This is a genomic window from Francisella sp. LA112445 (assembly GCF_012224145.1).
In the GTDB taxonomy this organism is placed as follows: domain Bacteria; phylum Pseudomonadota; class Gammaproteobacteria; order Francisellales; family Francisellaceae; genus Francisella.
Genome location: NZ_CP041030.1, coordinates 992,643 through 1,013,944, shown reverse-complemented (window position 1 = coordinate 1,013,944; position 21,302 = coordinate 992,643). Strand labels below are relative to the sequence as shown.

Genomic DNA, 21,302 nt, shown 5'->3' with positions numbered 1-21,302 from the left:
CTCTATTTATTTAAAACTTTCTTTCTTTTATAAAAAACAATTATTGATAAAACCATAACAGCTACAACAATCGCTAATATATTTACATTTTGTCTAAATACTTGTTCACTAGTCAACCAAGAAGCAAAAATAATCCCAAAGAATATACTACTAGTTCTACCTAGTGCAAATATCATATTACAAGCTAATGAACGAACTTCTGTTGGAAATTCAGTTGCAGCATATTGAGCCCACATAATATTATATCCACCACCAATAAGACCGATAAGAATACCGTAAAAGAAGACTACATCACTTGATATATATTTATAACTAAAGATACTAACTAAAAATATAACGATATTTATTATAAAAAATAGATTTGGCGATTTAAAATATTGATTATAAAACCCACTAATAATACAACTAATAATATTTCCAGCAAAGAAACCAAATAAGAAAATTTTTACTAAACTTGCAAAGTCAACATCTGAGGCGATAAATCTTACTAACGCAAACATTACAGTAATAACAAAGAAATAAGGTAATGTAATTAAAAAATTCAAGATCAAAGGTTTACTATAATTTTTAAATAAAAAAATTATATTCCCTGCATTTTTAAATCGATCAGACTCATACATCTCTATGAAGTATGGTGATTCTTCGAGCACTCTTCTAAAAGCGTATATAACTAAGCCAGCTAAACCTCCAAATACAAACATTATCTGATAAGAAAAAACTCCAAATAATGTTGCTACGATTCCACCCAAGACTCCTAATATATATAAAAGACTCATTCCCCACGCTGCTATTTTAGGAGGGAAAAATTCCACTATTAATACACTAGAAACAGCAAATTCACTAGCTAATGCAAGATAAGCTAAAAATCTCAGTAACATAAACATATGTAAATTAGTTACAAAAATACAACATATAGTCGAAAATGAATAAAGTAATATACTATATTTAATAACTGTTATCCGACCGAACTTATCTGCTAATATCCCAAAACCTATAGCACCTACTAATATACCAGCCATTTGAATATTATTGATTAAATAATACATCTGCTGTATTTTTGTCAAATCGTGCATATTAAACTGCTGTTTGAATATATCTACATAAGACACACTAAATACAGTTAAATCATAAAAATCAATAAAATATCCTAAACAAAGGATAAGAAGAATCCATTTTGCATTTTTCATTAATTTTGAAGAAAGTCTCTATAATATTAGATGTATATTATAGATTGTAAGTTAGGATATAACTAGGTAAGATTTATTATTTTAGTCTACAATAATATTTTTTTCATTAGCTGTAGCTTTACAGAATGCCACATAACGTTTATCAGTAGCAAACCAATAGAATATGACACCAATAATACCATTTAATAAATAGCTATCAATAGGTGAAGTTATACATAAGAATAATAGAAAAGGTGCTGCTAAATAGAAAAGATTTTTAACACCTACTCTTCTAAACTCAATAGCTCCATATATAGTCATAAGGACTATTAATATAACACTCATATTGATATTAGTTTGAATCTCGACTGTATTTAAAAGTAATGCTAATATCACAAACACAACCAAACCATATAATCTAGTTTTTGGTGCTAGTGCTCCCATACTAACAGGAGCCGCCATATAACCTATAATATGAAACCCTGTTACCACAAGCATCAATGCAGTCCAGTTATCTGAGAAAAGTAAAAATATAGCAGCTAATATAAAGTTTGCTATTAATGATCTACGTGAGATATTAACAATCGGAGTTATCTTTGCAAAATATCTTGGCATTTGTCCTTCTGAAGACATTGCATATAGCATTCTAGATGAAGCACCTAGGTAACTATAACCAGTAGCTGATGGACTAATAACACTATCAATTATTAATAATACAGATATATATCCTAGGCCTAATATCGTTGCTAATTGTAATAGTGGGGATTCAAAGTCTAGACCAGCCCAACCACCTTTACTTACTAGATAGCTATGGGGAACTGCCTGCATAAATGCATATTGTAAACAAAGATATAATACTAAAACTAACGCTAAAGCAAATACAATTGCTAATGGTACATTTCTACCTGGATTTTTAACTTCACTTGCATAGGCAACTACTGTCTGGAAACCATTAAATGTATAAATAAGACCACCCGCAACGATTGCTGTCAAGGCAGATGTAAAACCAAATTGGCTATTACCAGGAATATCTGCAGAAAACATACTTACATGATTATCACTATGCATCAAAGCATGAGTAACAAATATTAAAACAATAATAGCAGGAACAGCCATTTTAAATATTGTAATAGCATTATTAACTCTTGATAAAAGCTTTACCCCATAGAAATTAATAATTAAATATAAAACTAAAACAAAAAGCGAGAAAGCCGTACCAGCTATAGTTAAAATATTATCATGCATAAGCCAATCCATTGACTTAACACCAGCAAGATACTGAGTCGTTGCAAGAGCTTCTGAGGAAATTACAACAACAATACCAAACCAGTTAGCAAAAGCAAAAGGCATTGCAAAAATATTGTTATGCGATATTGCACTTGATCTAGTAGTAGCTCCTCTCACAGGATACATAGATACTACTTTACCTAAACATAAAGCTATCATTAAAACCAAAATAGCTGCAAATATCCATGCCAAGAATGCCCAGTTACCTGCATTTTTAACTGTTAATTGAGCACTAAAAAGCCAACCAGATCCAACCATTGAAGTAGTACCAATCAATACAGCACTAAACAATGACATCTTTTTAACAGATACATCACTCATTATTTTTTTCCTTATAATTAATTAAAGAATTTCTTAGAGAATAATCATCTCTAAATTATTAAAACATTTTCCTAATAAAATCAGAATCAACATTCCTATTAGGAAAAAGCCATAAGATTTAAATTATCATTAAGAAAATGAGTTTGCAATATCTTTTTTTATTCTTCTAAACTCATTAAAGAAGCATTACCACCTGAAGCTGTTGTATCTACACTGACCGTTTTTTCAACAACAAATCTACGTAAATATAATGGTGAAGCAGTTTCTATTGCTAAACTAGTACATTTACCATCTTTAGCAACACTTTCAGCAACAAAAGGTATAATAGCTCCTCTTCTAAGCGCTAAAGCTTGATGAACTTGTTTAACTCCAGGTACACTACCAGAGAATGTCACAAGAGCTACTTTGCTGTTAAATAATAATGCTGAAGATATTTCTTCCTCATCAGATATTATTAGATGTATAACTTTTGAGCTTAAGCCAGCTTTTAGCATTAATTCAACAATCTTATAAGCAGTTAAATTACCTGTATATGCTGGTCTTGCAACTACAGTGTTACCAGCAAGTAACGCAGCTGTAGCTTGACCAACAAATCTAATCAATAAATCACAGCTAGAGCACATACTTACTGCTAACCCACGCCCTTTTAAGCTTAACTCATCAATTTCACCTGTAGGTCCTGGTAAAAGCTTAGGGTGTGCAAATTCTTTTCTTGCTTGTAAACAGTAGTATGCTACCTGCTGGATAGTTTTATCTATCTGAATTTGAGCATCTTCAATAGAAACATTTGATTCTACAACAAGACATGATGCTATTAGATTACGCTCTTTTTCTAATAACTCTAAGAACTTCTCTATAATTTCAGCTCTTTGCTCAGCATTTATAGAATTCCAAGAATCAGCTTCTTTATTAGCTATATCAATAGCCTTCTCAACACTACTAACTGAGGCATAAAAAGCTTTACCTATAACTTTTTCATTTGCTGATTTAAGATCTTTAGTATTACCTTTTTTAACTTTCTCACCATTAATAATACTTGCTATAGTATAGTTATCTTTTATAAGCTTATTAGTAGCTTTCTCATCATTAGCTATTTTCTCAGGATTATATATTTCCTCAACAGCTCCAACACCTGATAATTTTTCATTTGCTAAACGATGCATGTAGAAAGGTCCACCTGCTTTAGGTCCTGTTCCAGACTTACCTTGGCCACCAAAAGGCTGTACACCAACTACAGCTCCCACAATATTTCTATTTACATAAACATTACCAGCTTTGATATTATTTTTAACATAGTTCATAACTTCATTAATTCTACTATGTACACCTGCTGTCAGACCATAGCCTGTAGCATTAATATCTCTAATAAGAGTATCTAACTGGTTAGCTTTGAATCTCAATATGTGTAAAATCGGACCAAATTGTTCTCTGCCTAGGTCTGATAACTTATCGATTTCAAAAGCTGTAGGCATTACAAATGTGCCATTTTTAGTATTCTCATTAGGCTGTGACTGATATACCAGTTTAAACTGATTTTTCTTTTGCTCAATGTATGCATTTAAATTATCAGCTGCTTCTTTATCAATAACAGGTCCAACATCTGTATCAATATACTTAGAATCACCTACTTTAAGCTCCTTCATCGCTCCAACTATCATTTTGATATAGTTATCAGCAATATCTTCTTGTAAACACAAGATACGAAGAGCCGAACAACGTTGACCTGCACTATCAAATGCTGAACGCATAACATCAGCTGTTACTTGCTCAGGAAGTGAAGATGAGTCAACAATCATCGCATTTTGACCACCTGTTTCAGCAATAAATGGAACAATTTCGCTCGATTTGTTTGCTAAAGTTTGATTTATTATTCCAGCGACTTCAGTTGAACCTGTGAAAATAACACCTTTACAAACAGGGCTTTTAACTAATGCAGTACCAACTGTAGCACCATCGCCAGGAGTAAACTGTAATACATCTTTTGGAAGGCCTGCTTTAAATAAAAGCTTAACAGCCTTATATGCAATAATCGATGTTTGCTCAGCAGGTTTTGCTACAACAGTATTACCAGCAGCAAGAACAGCTGTAACTTGACCTAAGAATATAGCTAATGGGAAGTTCCATGGGCTAATACATACCATAGCCCCACGTCCACTAAACTCTATTTGTTTTAGATTTTCTGATAACGCAGGTAAATCTATAGGTCCGTTAAACTCTTCTCGTGCTTGAGCTGCATAATAACGACAGAAATCAACTGCCTCTCTAACCTCATCTATAGCATTAGCTAGAGTTTTTCCAGCTTCGATCATTGCAATAGCAATAAACTCATTAGTATTTTTTTCTAAAAGATCTGCAAAGCGTTCTAGTATCTCAGCTCTTTGAGTTGCTGGAGTATTATTCCAATCATTAAATGCACTTTGAGCATTTTTCAATGCTCTTTTTGCTGTTTTTGCATCTGCATTTATTACACTACCAATGACTTCATTAGTATTTGGGTTAATTACCTTTTCCAGACCTTCTTCTTTATCGATCTTAACTCCTGATACTATTGGTTTTGCTTTATATGTATTTTTAGAAGCATATTTTTCAATATCACTATACATAGTCTCTAATACTGCAAAATCATTAGTATTATAACCCTGAGAATTTAATCTAGGAGCCACAATATTTTTTGGATAAGGAATATTTGGATGTTGATCACAACCATGATCTAAAGCTTTCTTAACTGGATCTTCAATTAACTCTTCTATAGGTAAGTTCTCATCAACGATTCTATTTACAAAAGAGCTATTAGCACCATTTTCTAGAAGTCTTCTAACTAAATAAGCTAAAAGATGTTTATGACCACCAACAGGAGCATAAATTCTACAAGGAATCTCTTCATAGCCATCTTTACCAACTATATTATCGTATAGAGGATCTCCCATACCGTGTAAACATTGGAACTCAAAATCTTTGTTTCCTTGAGCTAACTCCATTACAACGGCTACTGTCTGAGCATTATGTGTTGCAAACTGAGGATATATGTATTGATGGCTTTCAAAAAGCTGTTTAGCACATGCTTGATAAGATACATCAGTATGATACTTACGCGTAAATACAGGATAACCTTCTAAACCTTGCTCTTGAGAATGTTTAATCTCAGCATCCCAATAAGCACCTTTTACAAGACGCACCATAAATCTTCTATTAGTTTTCTTTGCAAGGTTTGCTAGATATTCTAAAACATAAGGAGCACGTTTTTGATATGCTTGAACAACGATACCTATCCCATTAAAACCTTCTAATGATGGTTCATGTGCTAATCTTTCTACTAGCTCTAATGATATCTGAAGTCTTTCTGTTTCTTCAGCATCAATGTTCATACCTACATTGTATTGTTTAGCTAGCTCAGTTAGTTTCAATAACTTAGGATATAATTCAGCGTGAACTCTTTGATGTTTTGTCACCTCATAACGCGGATGTAATGCAGATAGTTTTATTGAAATTCCAGGATTTTTTTTAATCTCTTTGTTTACTGCATATTTAGAAAGCTCTTTAATAGCATGTAGATACTGATCATAATAATACTCTGCATCCGCCATAGTCATTGCAGCTTCACCAAGCATATCATAAGAGTAACTATATCCTCTATCAACCTTAGCTTGAGATACTTTTAAAGCCTCTTCAATAGTTTCACCAAGAACATATTGTTTACCAACTATTTTCATAGCTTGCTTCATTGCTTGTCTAATAACAGGCTCACTTGTCTTTTTAAGGAAGTTTTGGAAAACTTTTCTATAAGATCCTCTACTATCTTTTAAGATCTTACCTGTTAGCATCAAACTCCAAGTTGCCGCATTTACAAATAGATGCTTCTCCATACCAACGTGCTCTTTCCATGCAGCACTTGTTAGCTTATCTTTAATAAGTAAATCTATAGTATATTTATCAGGAACCCTTAATAATGCTTCAGCAAGACACATTAGGACGATACCTTCTTCTGAAGATAAATCGTATTCAATCATAAAAGCATCTATACCTGATTTTTTGAGCCTATTCTTTCTAACTTGAGCAACTAGGTCATAAGCTCTCTCACGAACTTTAGCTTTTGCGACACTAGAAATTTGTGCTTTTTCAACAAGGTTTGTAACCGCTTTTTTTTCGTCTATTAGCCAGTATTGAGAAATATTCATTATTTCCTTAGAAATAGGATGCTCACCAGTGTGGTTTAGTAAGTTGTTCATAAAACTTCCTCTTCTCTATTTTAAGTTATTATCATTAAACCTTTTCTTTTCATCTACAATTTTCTTTATCAATTCCTGATACTTTTTTGGAGCCTCTACTCCTTTAAAAAGCCAGTCGAACAAATCACTATCTTCACTTGTCAAAAATTCAACAAAAAGCTTTTTATTCTGTAGATCTTCTTTCATATAACAGTTGTTTAAATATGGAGCCAATATGATATCAAGCTCAAGCATTCCTCTTCTTGCTGAGTATTTTATCTTTTCAACAGAGCTAAATATAAGATTATCGTTGTTTATTAACATATTATAATTGACCATAAAAACAAGAATTACACTAGTTTATACCATACATGCCATACAACCAATACAGTTAACGAAATTATTTAAAAAAATACTCTTTAAATTGACCAAACAATTAGGTATTATTTGTTTAGTTTAATAATCAATTCATTAACTGTTAATTTTCTCTATAATAGTTTTACCAAAAAATTTATAAGGACTGAAATCTAATGGCTATTAGTCAAAATGCTATAAAAATACTTCAAGAAATAGATGAGTTAGATCTATTTAGTAATATATCAGAAGAATGGTCAACATTGCTAAATGAACCAAATGATGAAATAAAAATCAAAAAACTTTATTCGGCTTTAGTTAAAGAAAGTATTCGTCGTGAAACAGCTGAAAGATTAGCTAAAGATGCAAAATCATATTGTGATCTGCTTCAAGAGCAATCAAAACAAAGAATTTCTGACTTAAAAGAGAGTCTTGAAAGTCAAATCACTTTCTTAACTCAACAAATAAAAGACTTAAAAGATGAATCTTCTAGAAACTTAGACTATTACAGAAATGAGTTAAAGAAGGCAACAAGAAACTTAATCGATAGCAAAAGCTAAGAATAATAACTACTTAAATATTTTTTCATCAAATATCTAGCTTTAATTTAGAGCTAAATTATACTGCTTTTTATCAAAAGATTAATTTGAAATAGAATAATGATTTTATTTTTCTAAAAATTTTTGGAGATTATCTTGAGATTCTGCTAACAATCTTAAGTCACCAATATCATTGATTAAAATGAACTTAAGCATTTTATTACTATTTTTCTTATCTAGAAGCATCGCATCAAGATATTCTTTCTTATCAAGATCTTTAGGAAACTCTATAGATATATTAAAACTTGTAATAAACTCTTTAAATTCTTTAGCTTGCTGATAACTCAACATCCCTAAGAAATATGAAAAATCAATGGCTTGAGCCATACCAACACCTACAGCTTCACCATGTTTCAACCCAAGGTATCTTTGGCATTTTTCAATAGCATGTCCAAAAGTATGACCAAAATTAAGTATAGCTCTGGCACCAGTTATCTCTTTTTCATCTTCAGCAACTACTTTTGCTTTGATCTGACAGCTTCTTTTTATCATTTCTATCAAAGTCTTTTGGTCTTTCTCTAAGATCTTCTGTCTACTAGACTCCAACCAATTATAAAACTCTCTAGATATAAATGCATATTTTACTACCTCTGCCATACCAGATATAAATTCTCTAGGAGGTAATGTTTTATAAAACTCGACAGATGTATAAACAAGTTTAGGTTGATAAAACGCTCCTATCATATTCTTGCCTAAAGTATGGTTGATTGCTGTCTTACCACCAACAGAAGAATCAACTTGAGAAAGCAATGTGGTTGGTATTTGAATAAAATCAACACCTCGTTGATATATAGCAGCAGCAAAACCTGTAATATCACCTATTACTCCACCACCTAAAGCTATAAGTACAGTTGAGGAGCGTGTAAATTTATTTTCTAATAGAGTCGATAATATTTTATCTAAACTTTGCTGAGATTTATATTGCTCTCCATCAGCTAAAACACAAACATGAGTATTTGTTACTTTAGATACAAAATCCAAGATATTCTTCAAATATAACCTTTCGACAGTTGTATTTGTTACAATAAGAATTTGTTTATTTGTTATATATTGATTGATATGAGAATAGTCTAATGATGAATCTATAATTATCTCATAGCTCTCACTAGATGTAGGATTTACTTGTAGTTTATCTATCACAGGATTGTTTCTTCAACTAAAAATGTAGATATTTTATTAACGATATTTTTTACTGTTGCACCATTTGTCTCAACAACAACATCAGCAATACTTCTATATAAAGGCTCTCTCTCCGCCATTAACTCTTCTAAAACTGGTCTTTTATCATCAACTCTTAACAAAGGTCTTTTTGTATCTTTTGCTGTTCTTTCAAGTTGCTGTTCAATAGTTGCTTCTAAATAAACAACTTTACCTCTTGATGATAGTAGAGATCGCGTATCTGGATCTAATATAGCTCCACCACCTGTTGCTAATACTATATTTTGCTTTTCAGCTAAAATCTCAGCTATAACATCTCTTTCACGGTTTCTAAAACCTTCTTCCCCTTCTAAATCGAAGATCCAATTTATATCAACACCACACTTTTTTTCGATAGTTTCATCAGAATCAACAAATTCTAATTTTAATTCTTTAGCTAATTGTTTGCCTATAGTAGATTTACCAGCACCAACTGGACCTATTAAGAAAATATTTTTTGTTCTTATCATTTTTGACTCAAAATTATAAGTTGATTATACACTGTGATAGTTAGTTACTAATCACCCCTTTTATATAAAAATTATAGCTATATAAGATACATAAATATCAATGTTTTTGCAACTATTATATGCTATTTATCTTTGTATTTTTGTTTCTATAATTTTTGGAGTTATAAATATCAAAAGCTCATTATCTTCATCAGATATCTCAGTATAACTAAATAAGTAACCAAGATATGGAATATCACCTAAAACAGGTATTTTGGTACGGATTTCATTTTGTTTCTTCTCATATATACCACCGATAACAACAGTTTGACCATCTTTAGTCATAATTTTTGTAGTGATTTCCCTTTTATTAATTGCCGGTGGATTACCTGCCCCTGTATTTGTAGTAGGGTTAACACTATTTTTAGTTACTAATAAGTCCATAACAATATTACCATCTGGTGCAATTTGAGGAGTTACTTGTAACTCTAGCACTGCTTCTTGGAAAGCAATAGAAGCTGCACCTGATGCTGTAGCTTGATTGTATGGTATATCTTCACCTTGTTTAATAAATGCTGTCTCATTATTTGCAACTACTAGATGCGGCGAAGCTACTTGGTTCGCAAGTGTTTCATCTTCTAAGGCTTGTATTTCAACAGTTAATTTAGCACCTCCAAAAATAGCATAGCCAAGCTCAGCTGTAGCACCAGCTAAGTTAGTAACAGGGGTTTTTATTGGCGCATCGCCACCGCCACCACCAGCTTGAGCTGCTGGCAAATTAAATGTGTTAAAAGCCACATCTGTTCCACCACCTTTGAAGCCATAGTTAAAACCTAATCTTAAACCACTCCGTCTACTTACTTCAACAATTCTAGATTCTATCAAAACCTGATCATTAGGAACATCAATCTCATTTAAAACTTCTTTGATGCGTGGCATTTTTTCTTCAGTATCTGTGACAATAAGTGTATTTGTTCTTGCATCAGAGGTTATACTTCCCCTTGGCGACATTATACCACCATTTTGTTTAGCCATAGAGGTAATAACAGTTTGTGCTGCTTGAGCTGTAGTATAGTTTAACGGTATAAATTCAGTTACTAAAGTAGCATTATTTTCTAAAGAACGTTTTGTTTGTAACTCTAGCTGCTCCTGAGCAGCAATTTCAGCAGCAGTAGCAACATACAATATGCTATTCATTTTCTTAGTTGCTAAGCCCTTACTAACAAGGACAATATTCATTACCTCATTCCAAGGAACATTTTTTAAATCAATAGAAATATTTCCTCGAACACTACTGCTTACAACAAGATTTAGACCAGCAAACTCAGATAAAACCTGTAATACTGTTTGTACAGGAGCATCTTTAAAAGAAATCGAAATTGGCTCGTTGATATTAAATCCTTCGACACGGCTATTACGTCTATCAATTTTAAATTTAAAAGCATTACCCTCTTTTAAATCACTCAAAGCAATTCTATCAAGAGAATGTATAACAAAGACTACACTATGATCTTCTTTATGAACTTTAATAGAGTCAACAATAGTATTAAATACTTTAGTATCTATATTACTAACCCATCTATCTGATATAGAAGTATTATCAAATGTTATAGTTAGAGTATAGCCATCTTGTGATAATTTAGTTTTATAATCTGAGAAATTACTTACATTTTCTTCAAATAAAACTTTAAATACAGCACCACCATTTAAACTACGATGAAACTCAAGATCTTTTATATGTTTTTCATTATTTCTATTTTGATTCTGATCACGTCCAACTATTTTAGTTTGTGGTTCTGCTGTTTTTTGAGTTGGATTAACATTAGTTGTTGCTGAACTACCTGCTGAAGTTTCAGCAAAAGATGATTCATACCCAAGAATTCCACCTAGTATCGTTAAAACTGCTAATAATTTCTTTTTCCTAAAAAACATCATTTTACCTTAATGTATAACTACCTGGGTTTTTTCCCAAACTCTTTTATTTGTATTCTTTTTCCATTCACTTACAACAATGCCTTCTTTTGTGACATTATAAACCTGGCCATAGCTATTACCTATTAGCTCTCCTGGTTTTATGTAAATTGGCTGTTTTTCTTGAGGGTTTTCTACAACACCCCATTTTTGGTTATTTTGATAAACAGTTCCTTCAAATCTAAATGAGTTGATTGGATACTGCTGTAAATTTGTTGGTTTAGTTTCCATAATCTTTTGCAGTTGTGGAGGGATAACTATAGGTTTTAGTTTTACCACTTTCTTTTGTTGGGATTGTACTTGCTTCTTTTTTTCAAATGGTAAACTATGATTTATATCAAATAAGTTTCTTATTTTTGATAATCTTTCAAAACTTAAAGTATCACCTTTATATTCTGGAATTTCTAACTTCTCTGAACTTTTTATAGTCCTCATTTTATCTTGAATGAATTGATCAATTTGTTTAACTCTAGAATCATAACTAGCAAAACTTAAACTATACGTTCCTAAAAAAATAATAGTAGTAAAAAATAATAAAGAAAATCTAACCATCTGACCTAAGCCCCCACCCCTTGACGTGAATAGGTCTGTAAATTTAGTTCTACAAGCAACTTAGTATCAGACTCTTTTTTAATATTTATGTTTGTAATAACTGCGATGTCTTTCATATCAATTAAAGCAACAAACAGTTTTATCATCTGTGGAAAACTTCCACTTAGTTTTGCTTTAAAGTTCAGAGCATATAAATCTAAATATTTATTTTTTTCAACACCTGCTGGCGATAAATCTATAACAGTCATCCCTGAACCACTAATTGCTTCATTAAGCGTTGATAGAAATATTGGTACCGAATGCTTTTCTGGAATACTATATCTTTCTTCAGCATTATGATGTTCTAGTATCTTGATTTCATTTTTTAATGAAACTAAGTCTTTTTGCTTTTTTATTAAACTTGGAATCCTTGCTTGCATAGATTTAATCTGAGATTGAGCTCTCTGCTCTTCTAATAAAACAGGGTTTACTAACATTAGATAAAAACAAAACATAAAAACAGCAAGTACTACTATCATTACAGGAAGCTTAATCTTCAAAGGAGTATCTATAATTAATTTAGAGTACTTATTAGATAAAAAAAACTTTTCTACTCTTTCCTTCATCTAACACTATCTCCCTTAAATGCATTATCTTCACCAAATTTAAACTCTAAGGTAAAGCTTCTCTGTCCATTTTTTTCTGACCCTAGACTCTTAAGTTCAACTTTATCAACCCTAAACTCTATCTCTAAATTTTTCATAAATACAGAAAGAAGCTTAAGATCTTTAACTTCTCCATTTAGTATTAAAGTATCTGAGCTTGTGACATAATTCATGTTTGTTATGTAAAGCTGATCTGTAATAGCTCGAGAAATTTTTTCAACACCAAGTAGAATATAGTACTGACTAGCTTTAATATTTGCTAAATCTGAAGACATATCAAGCAGTTTATCTCTCTGCTTTTTAACATCTTTATACTCTAAAGCTTGTTTATTTAGCTTTAAAATTTGTGTTTGAAGATAATCTTTTACTTTTATGTCTTCATCACTTGACCATGAGAATATCACAGAAAGAGAAAACATCAAAACAAATGCAACTAGTCCTAGAAAAGCAAAGTCTGTTACTATATATATTAACTGTTTCCTTCTCCAACGGCCTCTTATAAAATTTAGGTCTCTCATCTATAATGCCTCCCTCATAGCAATTGCTATAGGAATCATATAACGATATGGTTGATCTATCGTATCAAAACTACCATGATGAATATTAATAAATGGATTTAATATTTCACATTTTTTCTGAGATAAATCTCTTATTGATTCAAAAACACTCTCAAAGTTTTGTTTAAGTCCATATATATACACATGTGTATTATCCACATCCTCAAATGAGTCAAAATCACTATCGCTCATATCTAGCGACATGAAATCAATAAATCTTAGTAGAAGTTGAATAGCCTCATCAATGTAGTTAGCATCTGAAATTTCAGTATTAAAGATCTTTACAGTCTCATAACTTTTAAGCTCGCCACTTCCAGAAAAGCTACATATAGATAATTTATCAGCATATAGCCCAAGAAAGACACTATCTGCTTTATTTTTAGAGATTTCAGATAAGAAAAGTTCTTTCACAAAACTACTAATTGCTAACTTATCTAAAGTACACACAGATAATGCTTTTTTTGCTTTTGTTGCAATATCACGTAACTGATTAATCTTATCCACATTTGAAATATAATATACAGTTAAGATACCTTTTTCGCTAATATCATCATAAAAATCAAAAGCAACATCCATATAGTTATCTGGATATCTTTTTTTCAAAAAATGTTCAACAATATAAAATATAACACCCTGCTTTTCTATGATTTCTAGAGCCTTTTTATCACAGGCGATCTCTTCTTTTATAACATCTATATCGTTATAGCTTGTGAATCCTAATTTTGTGAAGCGACCTAATCTATTAATAGCTATAGTTTCAGCTAAGATACCACCTACATAGTCAGAGGTTAGCTGTCCTTCAAAATATGCCTCAGCAGGAAAGGTATCGCTGTAATAACTTACAAGTGAGTAACCATCAGAAGTTTTATCAAGCTTAACAGCTGATAAGGATTTAGTATCAAACTCAACCCCTAAAACTGTTTTTTGTGCTTTTATACGTCTTTTCTCAAGTAAAAACGATATCATATTTCTCTACTACCCACTTAACCCAAAAATTAGCTACTCTTAATATAAAAATTAACTACTATTAATCTAAAAATTAATGTTCTATTTATAGATATATATTGGTATTTATTTTATAATTAAATGCATGTTATGTAAACTATTCTTTCAAGGTTAAGGCTAATAAAACTATGCGTATAATACTTCTAGGAGCTCCTGGTGCAGGTAAAGGAACTCAAGCAAAAATAATTGAACACAAATACAATATCGCACATATTTCGACTGGTGATATGATTCGAGAAACTATTAAATCAGGTAGTGAAATTGGTAATGAGCTAAAAAAAATCCTTGATGCAGGCCAATTAGTTTCAGATGAGTTTATTATAAAGATCGTTAAAGATAGAATATCTAAAGATGACTGTAAAAATGGTTTCCTACTTGATGGTGTACCTAGAACCATAACTCAAGCTGAACAGTTAGATAAGTTAGGTATAAATATAGATTATATAATTGAAGTTGATGTTGCCAATGAACTTCTAATAGAAAGAATCACAGGTAGAAGAGTCCATCCAGCATCTGGTAGAACTTATCATATCAAATTCAACCCTCCTAAAGCTGCCGATAAAGATGATGTAACTGGAGAGGCTTTAATAACTCGTACTGACGATAATGAAGATACTGTAAGAGAAAGACTTTCTGTATATCACCAACAAACAGCTAAGTTAGTTGATTTCTATAGAAACTTCTCTTCACATAACACAAAAACACCAAAATATATTAAAGTTAATGGTGATCAAGCTGTTGAGAAAGTATCTCAAGATATTTTTAGTAATATAGATTAATTTTTATCTTCCAAACATTCTATCAATAATTCTGTAAAAGAAATATATTTTACTCTTCCGTGATAGGATAATCCTATTTGACAACTTCTATTAAAACTAACTCCTATATCACAACCTTTTATTTGATTATTTAATGAGCCTAAACTAGCTTTATTTAACTCAGGAGTTGTAAACCCCTTATCTCCGGCAAAACCACAGCAATATATTCTTTCAGGAACAACGACCTCATCGCAACACCTACTCAAAGCTTTGATATATTTATCATCTATATTTTGCTTCCTAGTTGAACAATCTATATGCAAAGCTATTTTTTTAAATTTTTTCTTTAAATTTAATTTATCGAGGTTAGTTAGAATTAGATTATTAATATTTAATACCTCAATATTTTGACTTTTAATAAAATTTGCACAAGAACTATTATCTGTAACAACATAGTTATAACTTTCAAAGCTAATACTATCCTGCAAAAGCTTTTGCGATGCCTGCTGTTGCCCATAATTTGCTTTTGAGTGATACATTTGTCCACAACACTGCTTGTCTAAGCTATTAGGATATTCAACATCAAAACCAAGCTTTTCTAAAATTATTTGACTAGGATATTTTTGATAATTTTTATCTGCTGCAAAAATTCTATTTGGGCATGACGGTAATAATAAAACTTTTTCTTTACTTGATGCTTGTGAATTAGCAAATTTAGATTTTTGGACTTGAGGCATAGTCTCTAAATATATAGGAATAGATTTAAATTTACTATGAAGATGTTGAGTCACTTTTTGCAAATTACCTCTACCTAAGATATTTCCTGCTAAATTACCTAATTTGACCTTTTGTTTTGCAGCATTTATTTCTTTGGCATGGTTTACTAAACTATTCGCTATTTCCTTTTTACTAAGAATAAATGCTCCAGTATCAATATCTACTGGACAACGAGTTTTACAAAGACTAGTTGTTGCGCAAGTACCAATTCCATAATATTGATAATCTTTTAGCCATTGTTCTTTCTGCTTACCATCTAATGTTTTTATTTTTCTTGCCACAGTATTTCTTTGTCTTGGGGTTAGACTTAAATTGCGTGATGGGCACACAGGTTCACAAAAGCCACATTCCATACATTTATCAATCTGATTATCTACATTATTTAACTCTTTAAGATTCTTTTTATGTAAGTCTTTGTCCTTTGTTAATTTAACATCTGGATTAAGGATATTTTTTGGATCAAATAAGCTTTTTATTTGCCACATAATATCCCAACATTTCTCTCCCCATTCAACTATTGCAAATGGTGATATGTTTCTACCACTACCATGCTCCGCTTTTAATGAACCATTGTATTTTTTAGCTACTAGTGAAGTCAGTTCATGCATAAACTCATCGTACTCTATAACTTCATTTTCATCATTAAAATTAGGTGTAAGAACAAAATGAATATTACCAGCTAAAACATGACCAAAAATAGCCGCGTTAGAGTAGTTATATTTTATAAACATTTTTTTTACATCTTTAATAAGGTTTGCAAGATCTAAAATATTTACCGCAATATCCTCAATTAAAACACTAGTTCCATCCGGCCTTTGTCCTGCTACTGTTGGTAATACACCATTTCTAGTTTTCCATAGAGTTTGTATCTCACCCTCATCTTTTCTAAAGCCTACTTGATGAATAATATTTGTTTGTTTTATGTAGCTATCTATTTTAGTCAATTTTGATTCTAAAGTTTGCGAATCTTCTTCAGCAAGCTCCACCATAACCGCTGCTATATTTTCATTTTCTAGAGGTATTAAAAATGGTTGTAAATCAGCAACATCTGAAACTGATTTCAACGACAAATAGTCTAAAAGCTCAACTGATGAGGGGTTAAGTGGAGCTATCTTTGTCGTTAAATCTATAAGATCATCCAGCTGTCCATAAATAAGATTTAAAGCTTTTTGTTTATATTCTGGAACTGTATTTAATATGACACTACTAACAAAACCTAAAGTTCCTTCTGAACCTATTATTAACCGTTCAATAATTTTTATAGGATCTTCAAAATCTAAAAATGCATTTAAGCTGTAGCCACTAGTATTTTTAATAGAGAATTTTTTTGTTATAAACTCTACTAACTCTGGATTATTTATAATTTGTTGGCGAATATTTAAAATCGAGTTTATAAATTCACTTTTATTGTTTTTAAAGTTAGTAATACTAGTCTGATCTGAAGTATCAAGGATCTCCCCATCAGCAAAAACGACCCGCATAGAGTCTAATGTAGCATATGAATTCTTAGCAGTCCCACAACACATGCCACTTGAATTATTTGCTATAATACCGCCAATTTTAGCTGTATTAATCGATCCTGGATCTGGACCAATTTTTCTATCATAGATCTTAAGATACTTATTTGCTTCAGCTCCAATGATACTTGGTTGTAGTTTGATTTTTTTACCGTCGTCTAAAATTTTATAATCCAGCCATGAGTCTATGGCTAAAACAACTAATACCTCATCTGTTACTGCTTGACCAGAAAGACTAGTACCTGCTGTTCTAAAAGTAAGCTTTATATCATACTGACTAGCTAAGTTTATAAGCTTAATAATCTCTTGCTCATTTGAAACAATCAGAACAAGTTTTGGAATCATTCTATAAAGACTAGCATCAGTAGAATATGCATATCTTAGAAGTTCATTTACAACTATTTGATTACTATTTAAGAAATCACTAACCTTAGATTTAAATTCTTGTAACATTATAAAATATATGATGAAAATATCTTAATCTAGAGTATACACAATACCATAATAAAGATTAATTATTTTGAGCGAATAAAAGGTATCTAGCTAAATCTCTAATACTGTTTTGATTATTAAAATTTGACCTATGCAACCATAATTTTAACTTTTTATTAGAACCTTGCTGAGTTATATATAAATAGATCCAGCCATTTATTACTATATACTTTCTAACTAACCAAAAGTCACTTAATTCATTATCAATAATAAGTTTTAAACTATTATCATCAGATTCAGGTAAAACTATAGCATTTATCGATAATTTGCTGTCTCTGAATTCAAAAAATATTGATGCTAAGATCAGTAGAAATCCTAAATATTTGATTTTACTATTATTAAAATAAACTATAACAATACAGCTCGTCAAAAATATCAAACAACCATAAAAGATGGTGCGATATTTACGTGATTTGTTAATAGTAAGTTTCTGCATATTTACATTAGATCATAACCAAGAGATTTAAGTGCCCTATCATCATCAGACCAACCACTTTTAACTTTTACATGAGTTTTAAGATTTACTTTCATATCGACTAAACGCTCAATATCTATGCGTGAATCCGTACCAATCTTTTTAAGTTTAACTCCCTTAGCTCCGATAACTATACCTTTTTGACTATCGCGCTCAACTAGTATACTTGCATATATATCAACTATGTTTTTCTCATGATCAACTTTATAACTATCGATCTCAACAGCTATTTGATACGGTACTTCATTACCTATAGTACGCATAATCTTTTCACGAATAATCTCTGAAACCAAAAATTTAATACTTCGATCTGTAACCTGATCATCTTCATAAAAAAAATACTCTGATTCGGGTAGTAATTTTTCAATTCTTGATTCGAGCTCATTAATATTATGTCCCTGCTTAGCTGAAACATAAATCACATCATAAAAACTTAATTTTTCTTTGATTGACTCAATAAACATTGATGCCTCAAGAGATTTCTTCTTATCAACCTTATTAACTACTAAAAATATAGGTATTTCTGAATACTTCAACTTTTCAACGATATTATCTTCAAGCTCAGTCCACTTACCCATCTCAACTACAAATAAAATCACATCAACATCTTTTACCATTGTTGTTGCCGCTTTATTCATAAACTTATTAATAGCTTTTGGTTCTTTAATATGGATACCTGGAGTATCTACGTATATAAACTGAGTATCTCCAAGAGTTTTCACACCTGTAATCTGATGTCTTGTAGTTTGAGGCTTTCGCGAAGTAATACTAACTTTATACTTAAGTATATTATTTAATAAAGTTGATTTACCAACATTAGGTCTACCAATTATTGAGATATAACCACATTTTTTCATATAAAAACTCTAAAGAGCAGTAATAATATGATTTTAACAGTAATTACTTAATGTGTCGAAGCTATTTACAAAAATTGAATCAAGTTAAAGAATTATTATTTAGAATTAAAATTATTTAGAAACGTGTCTAACTACAAATTTAGCTAATCTATCCATAGCCTTTTCTAATTCAGACATTTCATTTGCACAACTAATTCTAGCAAAACCTGCTAAACCAAATGCAATTCCTGGCATCATTGCCACATACTCTTCTTTTAATAGTGCACTACAAAGCTCAGCATCATCTTTAAAGTTTGTATGTTCAATTAACTTACGTAAATCAGGGAATAAATAAAAAGTACCATCTGCACTTTTAACATCAATATGAGGCATATTCTTTAGGCACTTTGTTACAAACTGCTCTTTCTCCTGATATGACTCAGCAAAATAAAGTAGATCTTCAGCTGGCATATTTAATGCTGTTATAGCTGCATATTGAGATATAGAACAAGCACAAGTAGCAGATTGTGATTGAAACTTTTTCATTGCATTATTTAAAAGCTTAGGTGCTATGGTAAAACCAACTCTCCAACCTGTCATCGCAAAGTTTTTTGATACCCCACTAGCAATCACATATCTATCTGCCAGATCTGGAGCTACTTCTGTGATTAGTGTAATTCTATCTTTAAAAAATAATTGATCATATATATCATCACCAATAATCCAAATATTTGGATATTTTCTTAGAAGGTTAGCTAAGTCTTCTATACATTTTTTTGAATAAATTAAACCTGTTGGGTTGTTTGGTGAATTAATTATTACAGCCTTAGTCTTCTCTGTAATATGTTTCTCAAGATCAGCAACATCGATTTCAAAGTTATTTTCAAATTTAGTCTCAACAGCTACAGGTTTAGCACCTGTTAAAGCAATCATATCAGGATAAGACACCCAGTATGGTGCAAAAAAGATAGCTTCATCACCCTCTTCTAATATACAGTTAAAAATATTATGTAAACTGTGTTTAGCCCCAGATGTTACACATACTTGGTCAGCTGCGAAACCAACTCCATATTCTCTTTTATAACGAGCTACTATTGCTTCTCTTAGCTCTTTTAAACCATCAACATTAGTATATTTTGTAATATTTTTATTAATAGCTTCAATACCTGCTTGTTTAACAACATCTGGCGTATTAAAGCCAGGCTCTCCAATAGCAAGTGATACTACATCATTGCCATCATCTTTAATCTGCTTTGCTAATGCCGCCATTGCATTAGTTGGTGAAGTTGAAACATTCTGAATCTTAGTATTTAGCGATGCCATTTTTGTTCCTTATAACTTTTCTACTTTAAATTTATTTTCTTTAATTTCAATACATGTGTAATTATCTACATAGGTATATAAATCAGAATCTACTAAAGGCTCTGATAATACCACAAAACCATTCTTTTTCTTACCCTTTTTCTTTACATCAAGGGTATCTATAATATCGTTATAGCTTATATAGTATAACGATGGCTTATCTCCAATGGTAGAGATTTTTAGCGAACAAGAAGCTTCTCCATTTGAATATGCAATACTTGCTTTTACTTTTTCTTCTAAACCATTTTTTGCCTGAATTTTCTGAATTTGGTCTATTGATTCAACTATAGCCTTTTTAGGATCATTTTCTAATCCATTTGATAAAGCTAATAAAAATAATGCTTCTGAATCAGTTGAACCAAATCTAGATTTAAAATACTGAGGTTTGATTAATTGCTCAACTTCTTGACGAATATCATCAAAGTCACCTATCGCGCCATTATGTACAAACATATTTCTTCCAGATTTAAAAGGATGACAATTTAAACGTGAAGTAGGTGCGATAGTACTAGCTCTAACATGAGCCATAAAATTTCTACTTTTTATATGTTCTGCTAAGGATATTAGATTTTCATTATTCCAAGCAGGTAATGGATCTCTATATATGCCAGGCTCCTTATGTAGGCTTGTATACCAACCAATTCCAAAACCATCACCATTAACTGGAACTGCTCCTTGAGAAGAATGTATACTTTGATGCATTAACGAGTTTTCTGGATCCACTAAGAGATCACTCATTTTTATTTTGTCACCATGATACATAATCCATCTACACATA

At 31.1% G+C, this 21,302-nt stretch carries 18 protein-coding genes; 2 read left to right on the top strand and 16 right to left on the bottom strand.

The window, feature by feature from the left end; translation table 11 throughout:
- Positions 1–2: 2 nt before the first annotated feature.
- From FIP56_RS04975 to FIP56_RS04960, 4 genes are all read right to left on the bottom strand, one after another.
- The gene (locus FIP56_RS04975) at positions 3–1,187 is read right to left on the bottom strand and encodes an MFS transporter (RefSeq protein ID WP_192577844.1); all 1,185 of its coding nucleotides are present in this window, start codon (positions 1,185–1,187) and stop codon (positions 3–5) included.
- An 81-nt stretch (positions 1,188–1,268) separates the two neighbouring features.
- Entirely contained in the window at positions 1,269–2,777 is a 1,509-nt protein-coding gene (locus FIP56_RS04970) for an APC family permease (protein WP_245323108.1), read from the bottom strand.
- A gap of 155 nt (positions 2,778–2,932) precedes the next feature.
- Complete coding sequence (gene putA, locus FIP56_RS04965) at positions 2,933–7,000, bottom strand: bifunctional proline dehydrogenase/L-glutamate gamma-semialdehyde dehydrogenase PutA (protein ID WP_192577842.1); 4,068 nt, start codon at positions 6,998–7,000, stop codon at positions 2,933–2,935.
- Positions 7,001–7,015: 15 nt separating this feature from the next.
- Entirely contained in the window at positions 7,016–7,303 is a 288-nt protein-coding gene (locus FIP56_RS04960) for a succinate dehydrogenase assembly factor 2 (RefSeq protein ID WP_192577841.1), read from the bottom strand.
- A 206-nt stretch (positions 7,304–7,509) separates the two neighbouring features.
- Between FIP56_RS04960 and FIP56_RS04955 the strand changes: the two genes are divergently transcribed.
- Entirely contained in the window at positions 7,510–7,893 is a 384-nt protein-coding gene (locus FIP56_RS04955) for a kinesin (RefSeq protein ID WP_150467459.1), read from the top strand.
- A 105-nt stretch (positions 7,894–7,998) separates the two neighbouring features.
- Here the strand turns inward: FIP56_RS04955 and aroB are convergent, their stop codons facing one another.
- From aroB to FIP56_RS04920, 7 genes are all read right to left on the bottom strand, one after another.
- Positions 7,999–9,072: a 3-dehydroquinate synthase gene (gene aroB, locus FIP56_RS04950; protein ID WP_192577840.1), complete on the bottom strand. Its 1,074-nt coding sequence runs from the start codon at positions 9,070–9,072 to the stop codon at positions 7,999–8,001.
- Complete coding sequence (gene aroK / locus FIP56_RS04945) at positions 9,069–9,599, bottom strand: shikimate kinase AroK (protein WP_192577839.1); 531 nt, start codon at positions 9,597–9,599, stop codon at positions 9,069–9,071. Before aroK ends, aroB begins: the two co-directional genes overlap by 4 nt.
- A gap of 126 nt (positions 9,600–9,725) precedes the next feature.
- Positions 9,726–11,510: a type IV pilus secretin PilQ gene (gene pilQ, locus FIP56_RS04940; RefSeq protein WP_192577838.1), complete on the bottom strand. Its 1,785-nt coding sequence runs from the start codon at positions 11,508–11,510 to the stop codon at positions 9,726–9,728.
- Positions 11,511–11,519: 9 nt separating this feature from the next.
- Entirely contained in the window at positions 11,520–12,101 is a 582-nt protein-coding gene (locus FIP56_RS04935) for a pilus assembly protein PilP (RefSeq protein ID WP_192577837.1), read from the bottom strand.
- A gap of 5 nt (positions 12,102–12,106) precedes the next feature.
- On the bottom strand, positions 12,107–12,706 hold the full coding sequence (gene pilO / locus FIP56_RS04930; RefSeq protein WP_192577836.1) for a type 4a pilus biogenesis protein PilO: 600 nt from the start codon (positions 12,704–12,706) through the stop codon (positions 12,107–12,109).
- Positions 12,703–13,263 (bottom strand): PilN domain-containing protein, encoded by a 561-nt coding sequence (locus tag FIP56_RS04925; RefSeq protein ID WP_192577835.1) that lies wholly within the window; start codon positions 13,261–13,263, stop codon positions 12,703–12,705. Before FIP56_RS04925 ends, pilO begins: the two co-directional genes overlap by 4 nt.
- Positions 13,264–14,268, bottom strand: a complete 1,005-nt coding sequence (locus FIP56_RS04920; RefSeq protein ID WP_192577834.1) for a type IV pili — start codon at positions 14,266–14,268, stop codon at positions 13,264–13,266.
- A gap of 167 nt (positions 14,269–14,435) precedes the next feature.
- Here FIP56_RS04920 and adk point away from each other — a divergent pair, with 167 nt between their 5' ends.
- Positions 14,436–15,086, top strand: coding sequence for an adenylate kinase (gene adk / locus FIP56_RS04915; protein ID WP_192577833.1), 651 nt, complete (start codon positions 14,436–14,438; stop codon positions 15,084–15,086).
- Here the strand turns inward: adk and FIP56_RS04910 are convergent.
- The 5 genes from FIP56_RS04910 to FIP56_RS04890 form a co-directional block, all read right to left on the bottom strand.
- Complete coding sequence (locus FIP56_RS04910) at positions 15,083–17,812, bottom strand: FAD-binding and (Fe-S)-binding domain-containing protein (protein WP_192577832.1); 2,730 nt, start codon at positions 17,810–17,812, stop codon at positions 15,083–15,085. The two genes, adk and FIP56_RS04910, sit on opposite strands and share 4 nt — an antisense overlap.
- A 58-nt stretch (positions 17,813–17,870) precedes the next feature.
- Positions 17,871–18,287 carry a hypothetical protein gene (locus FIP56_RS04905; protein WP_192577831.1) on the bottom strand — a complete coding sequence of 139 codons (417 nt, stop codon included), beginning with the start codon at positions 18,285–18,287 and terminating at the stop codon, positions 17,871–17,873.
- A 2-nt stretch (positions 18,288–18,289) separates the two neighbouring features.
- Positions 18,290–19,183, bottom strand: coding sequence for a GTPase Era (gene era, locus FIP56_RS04900; protein ID WP_192577830.1), 894 nt, complete (start codon positions 19,181–19,183; stop codon positions 18,290–18,292).
- Positions 19,184–19,294: 111 nt separating this feature from the next.
- A complete protein-coding gene (locus FIP56_RS04895) occupies positions 19,295–20,485 on the bottom strand; it encodes a pyridoxal phosphate-dependent aminotransferase (protein WP_192577829.1) in 1,191 nt (396 codons plus the stop codon).
- A 9-nt stretch (positions 20,486–20,494) separates the two neighbouring features.
- Complete coding sequence (locus FIP56_RS04890; RefSeq protein ID WP_192577828.1) at positions 20,495–21,301, bottom strand: class II glutamine amidotransferase; 807 nt, start codon at positions 21,299–21,301, stop codon at positions 20,495–20,497.
- Position 21,302 lies beyond the last annotated feature (1 nt).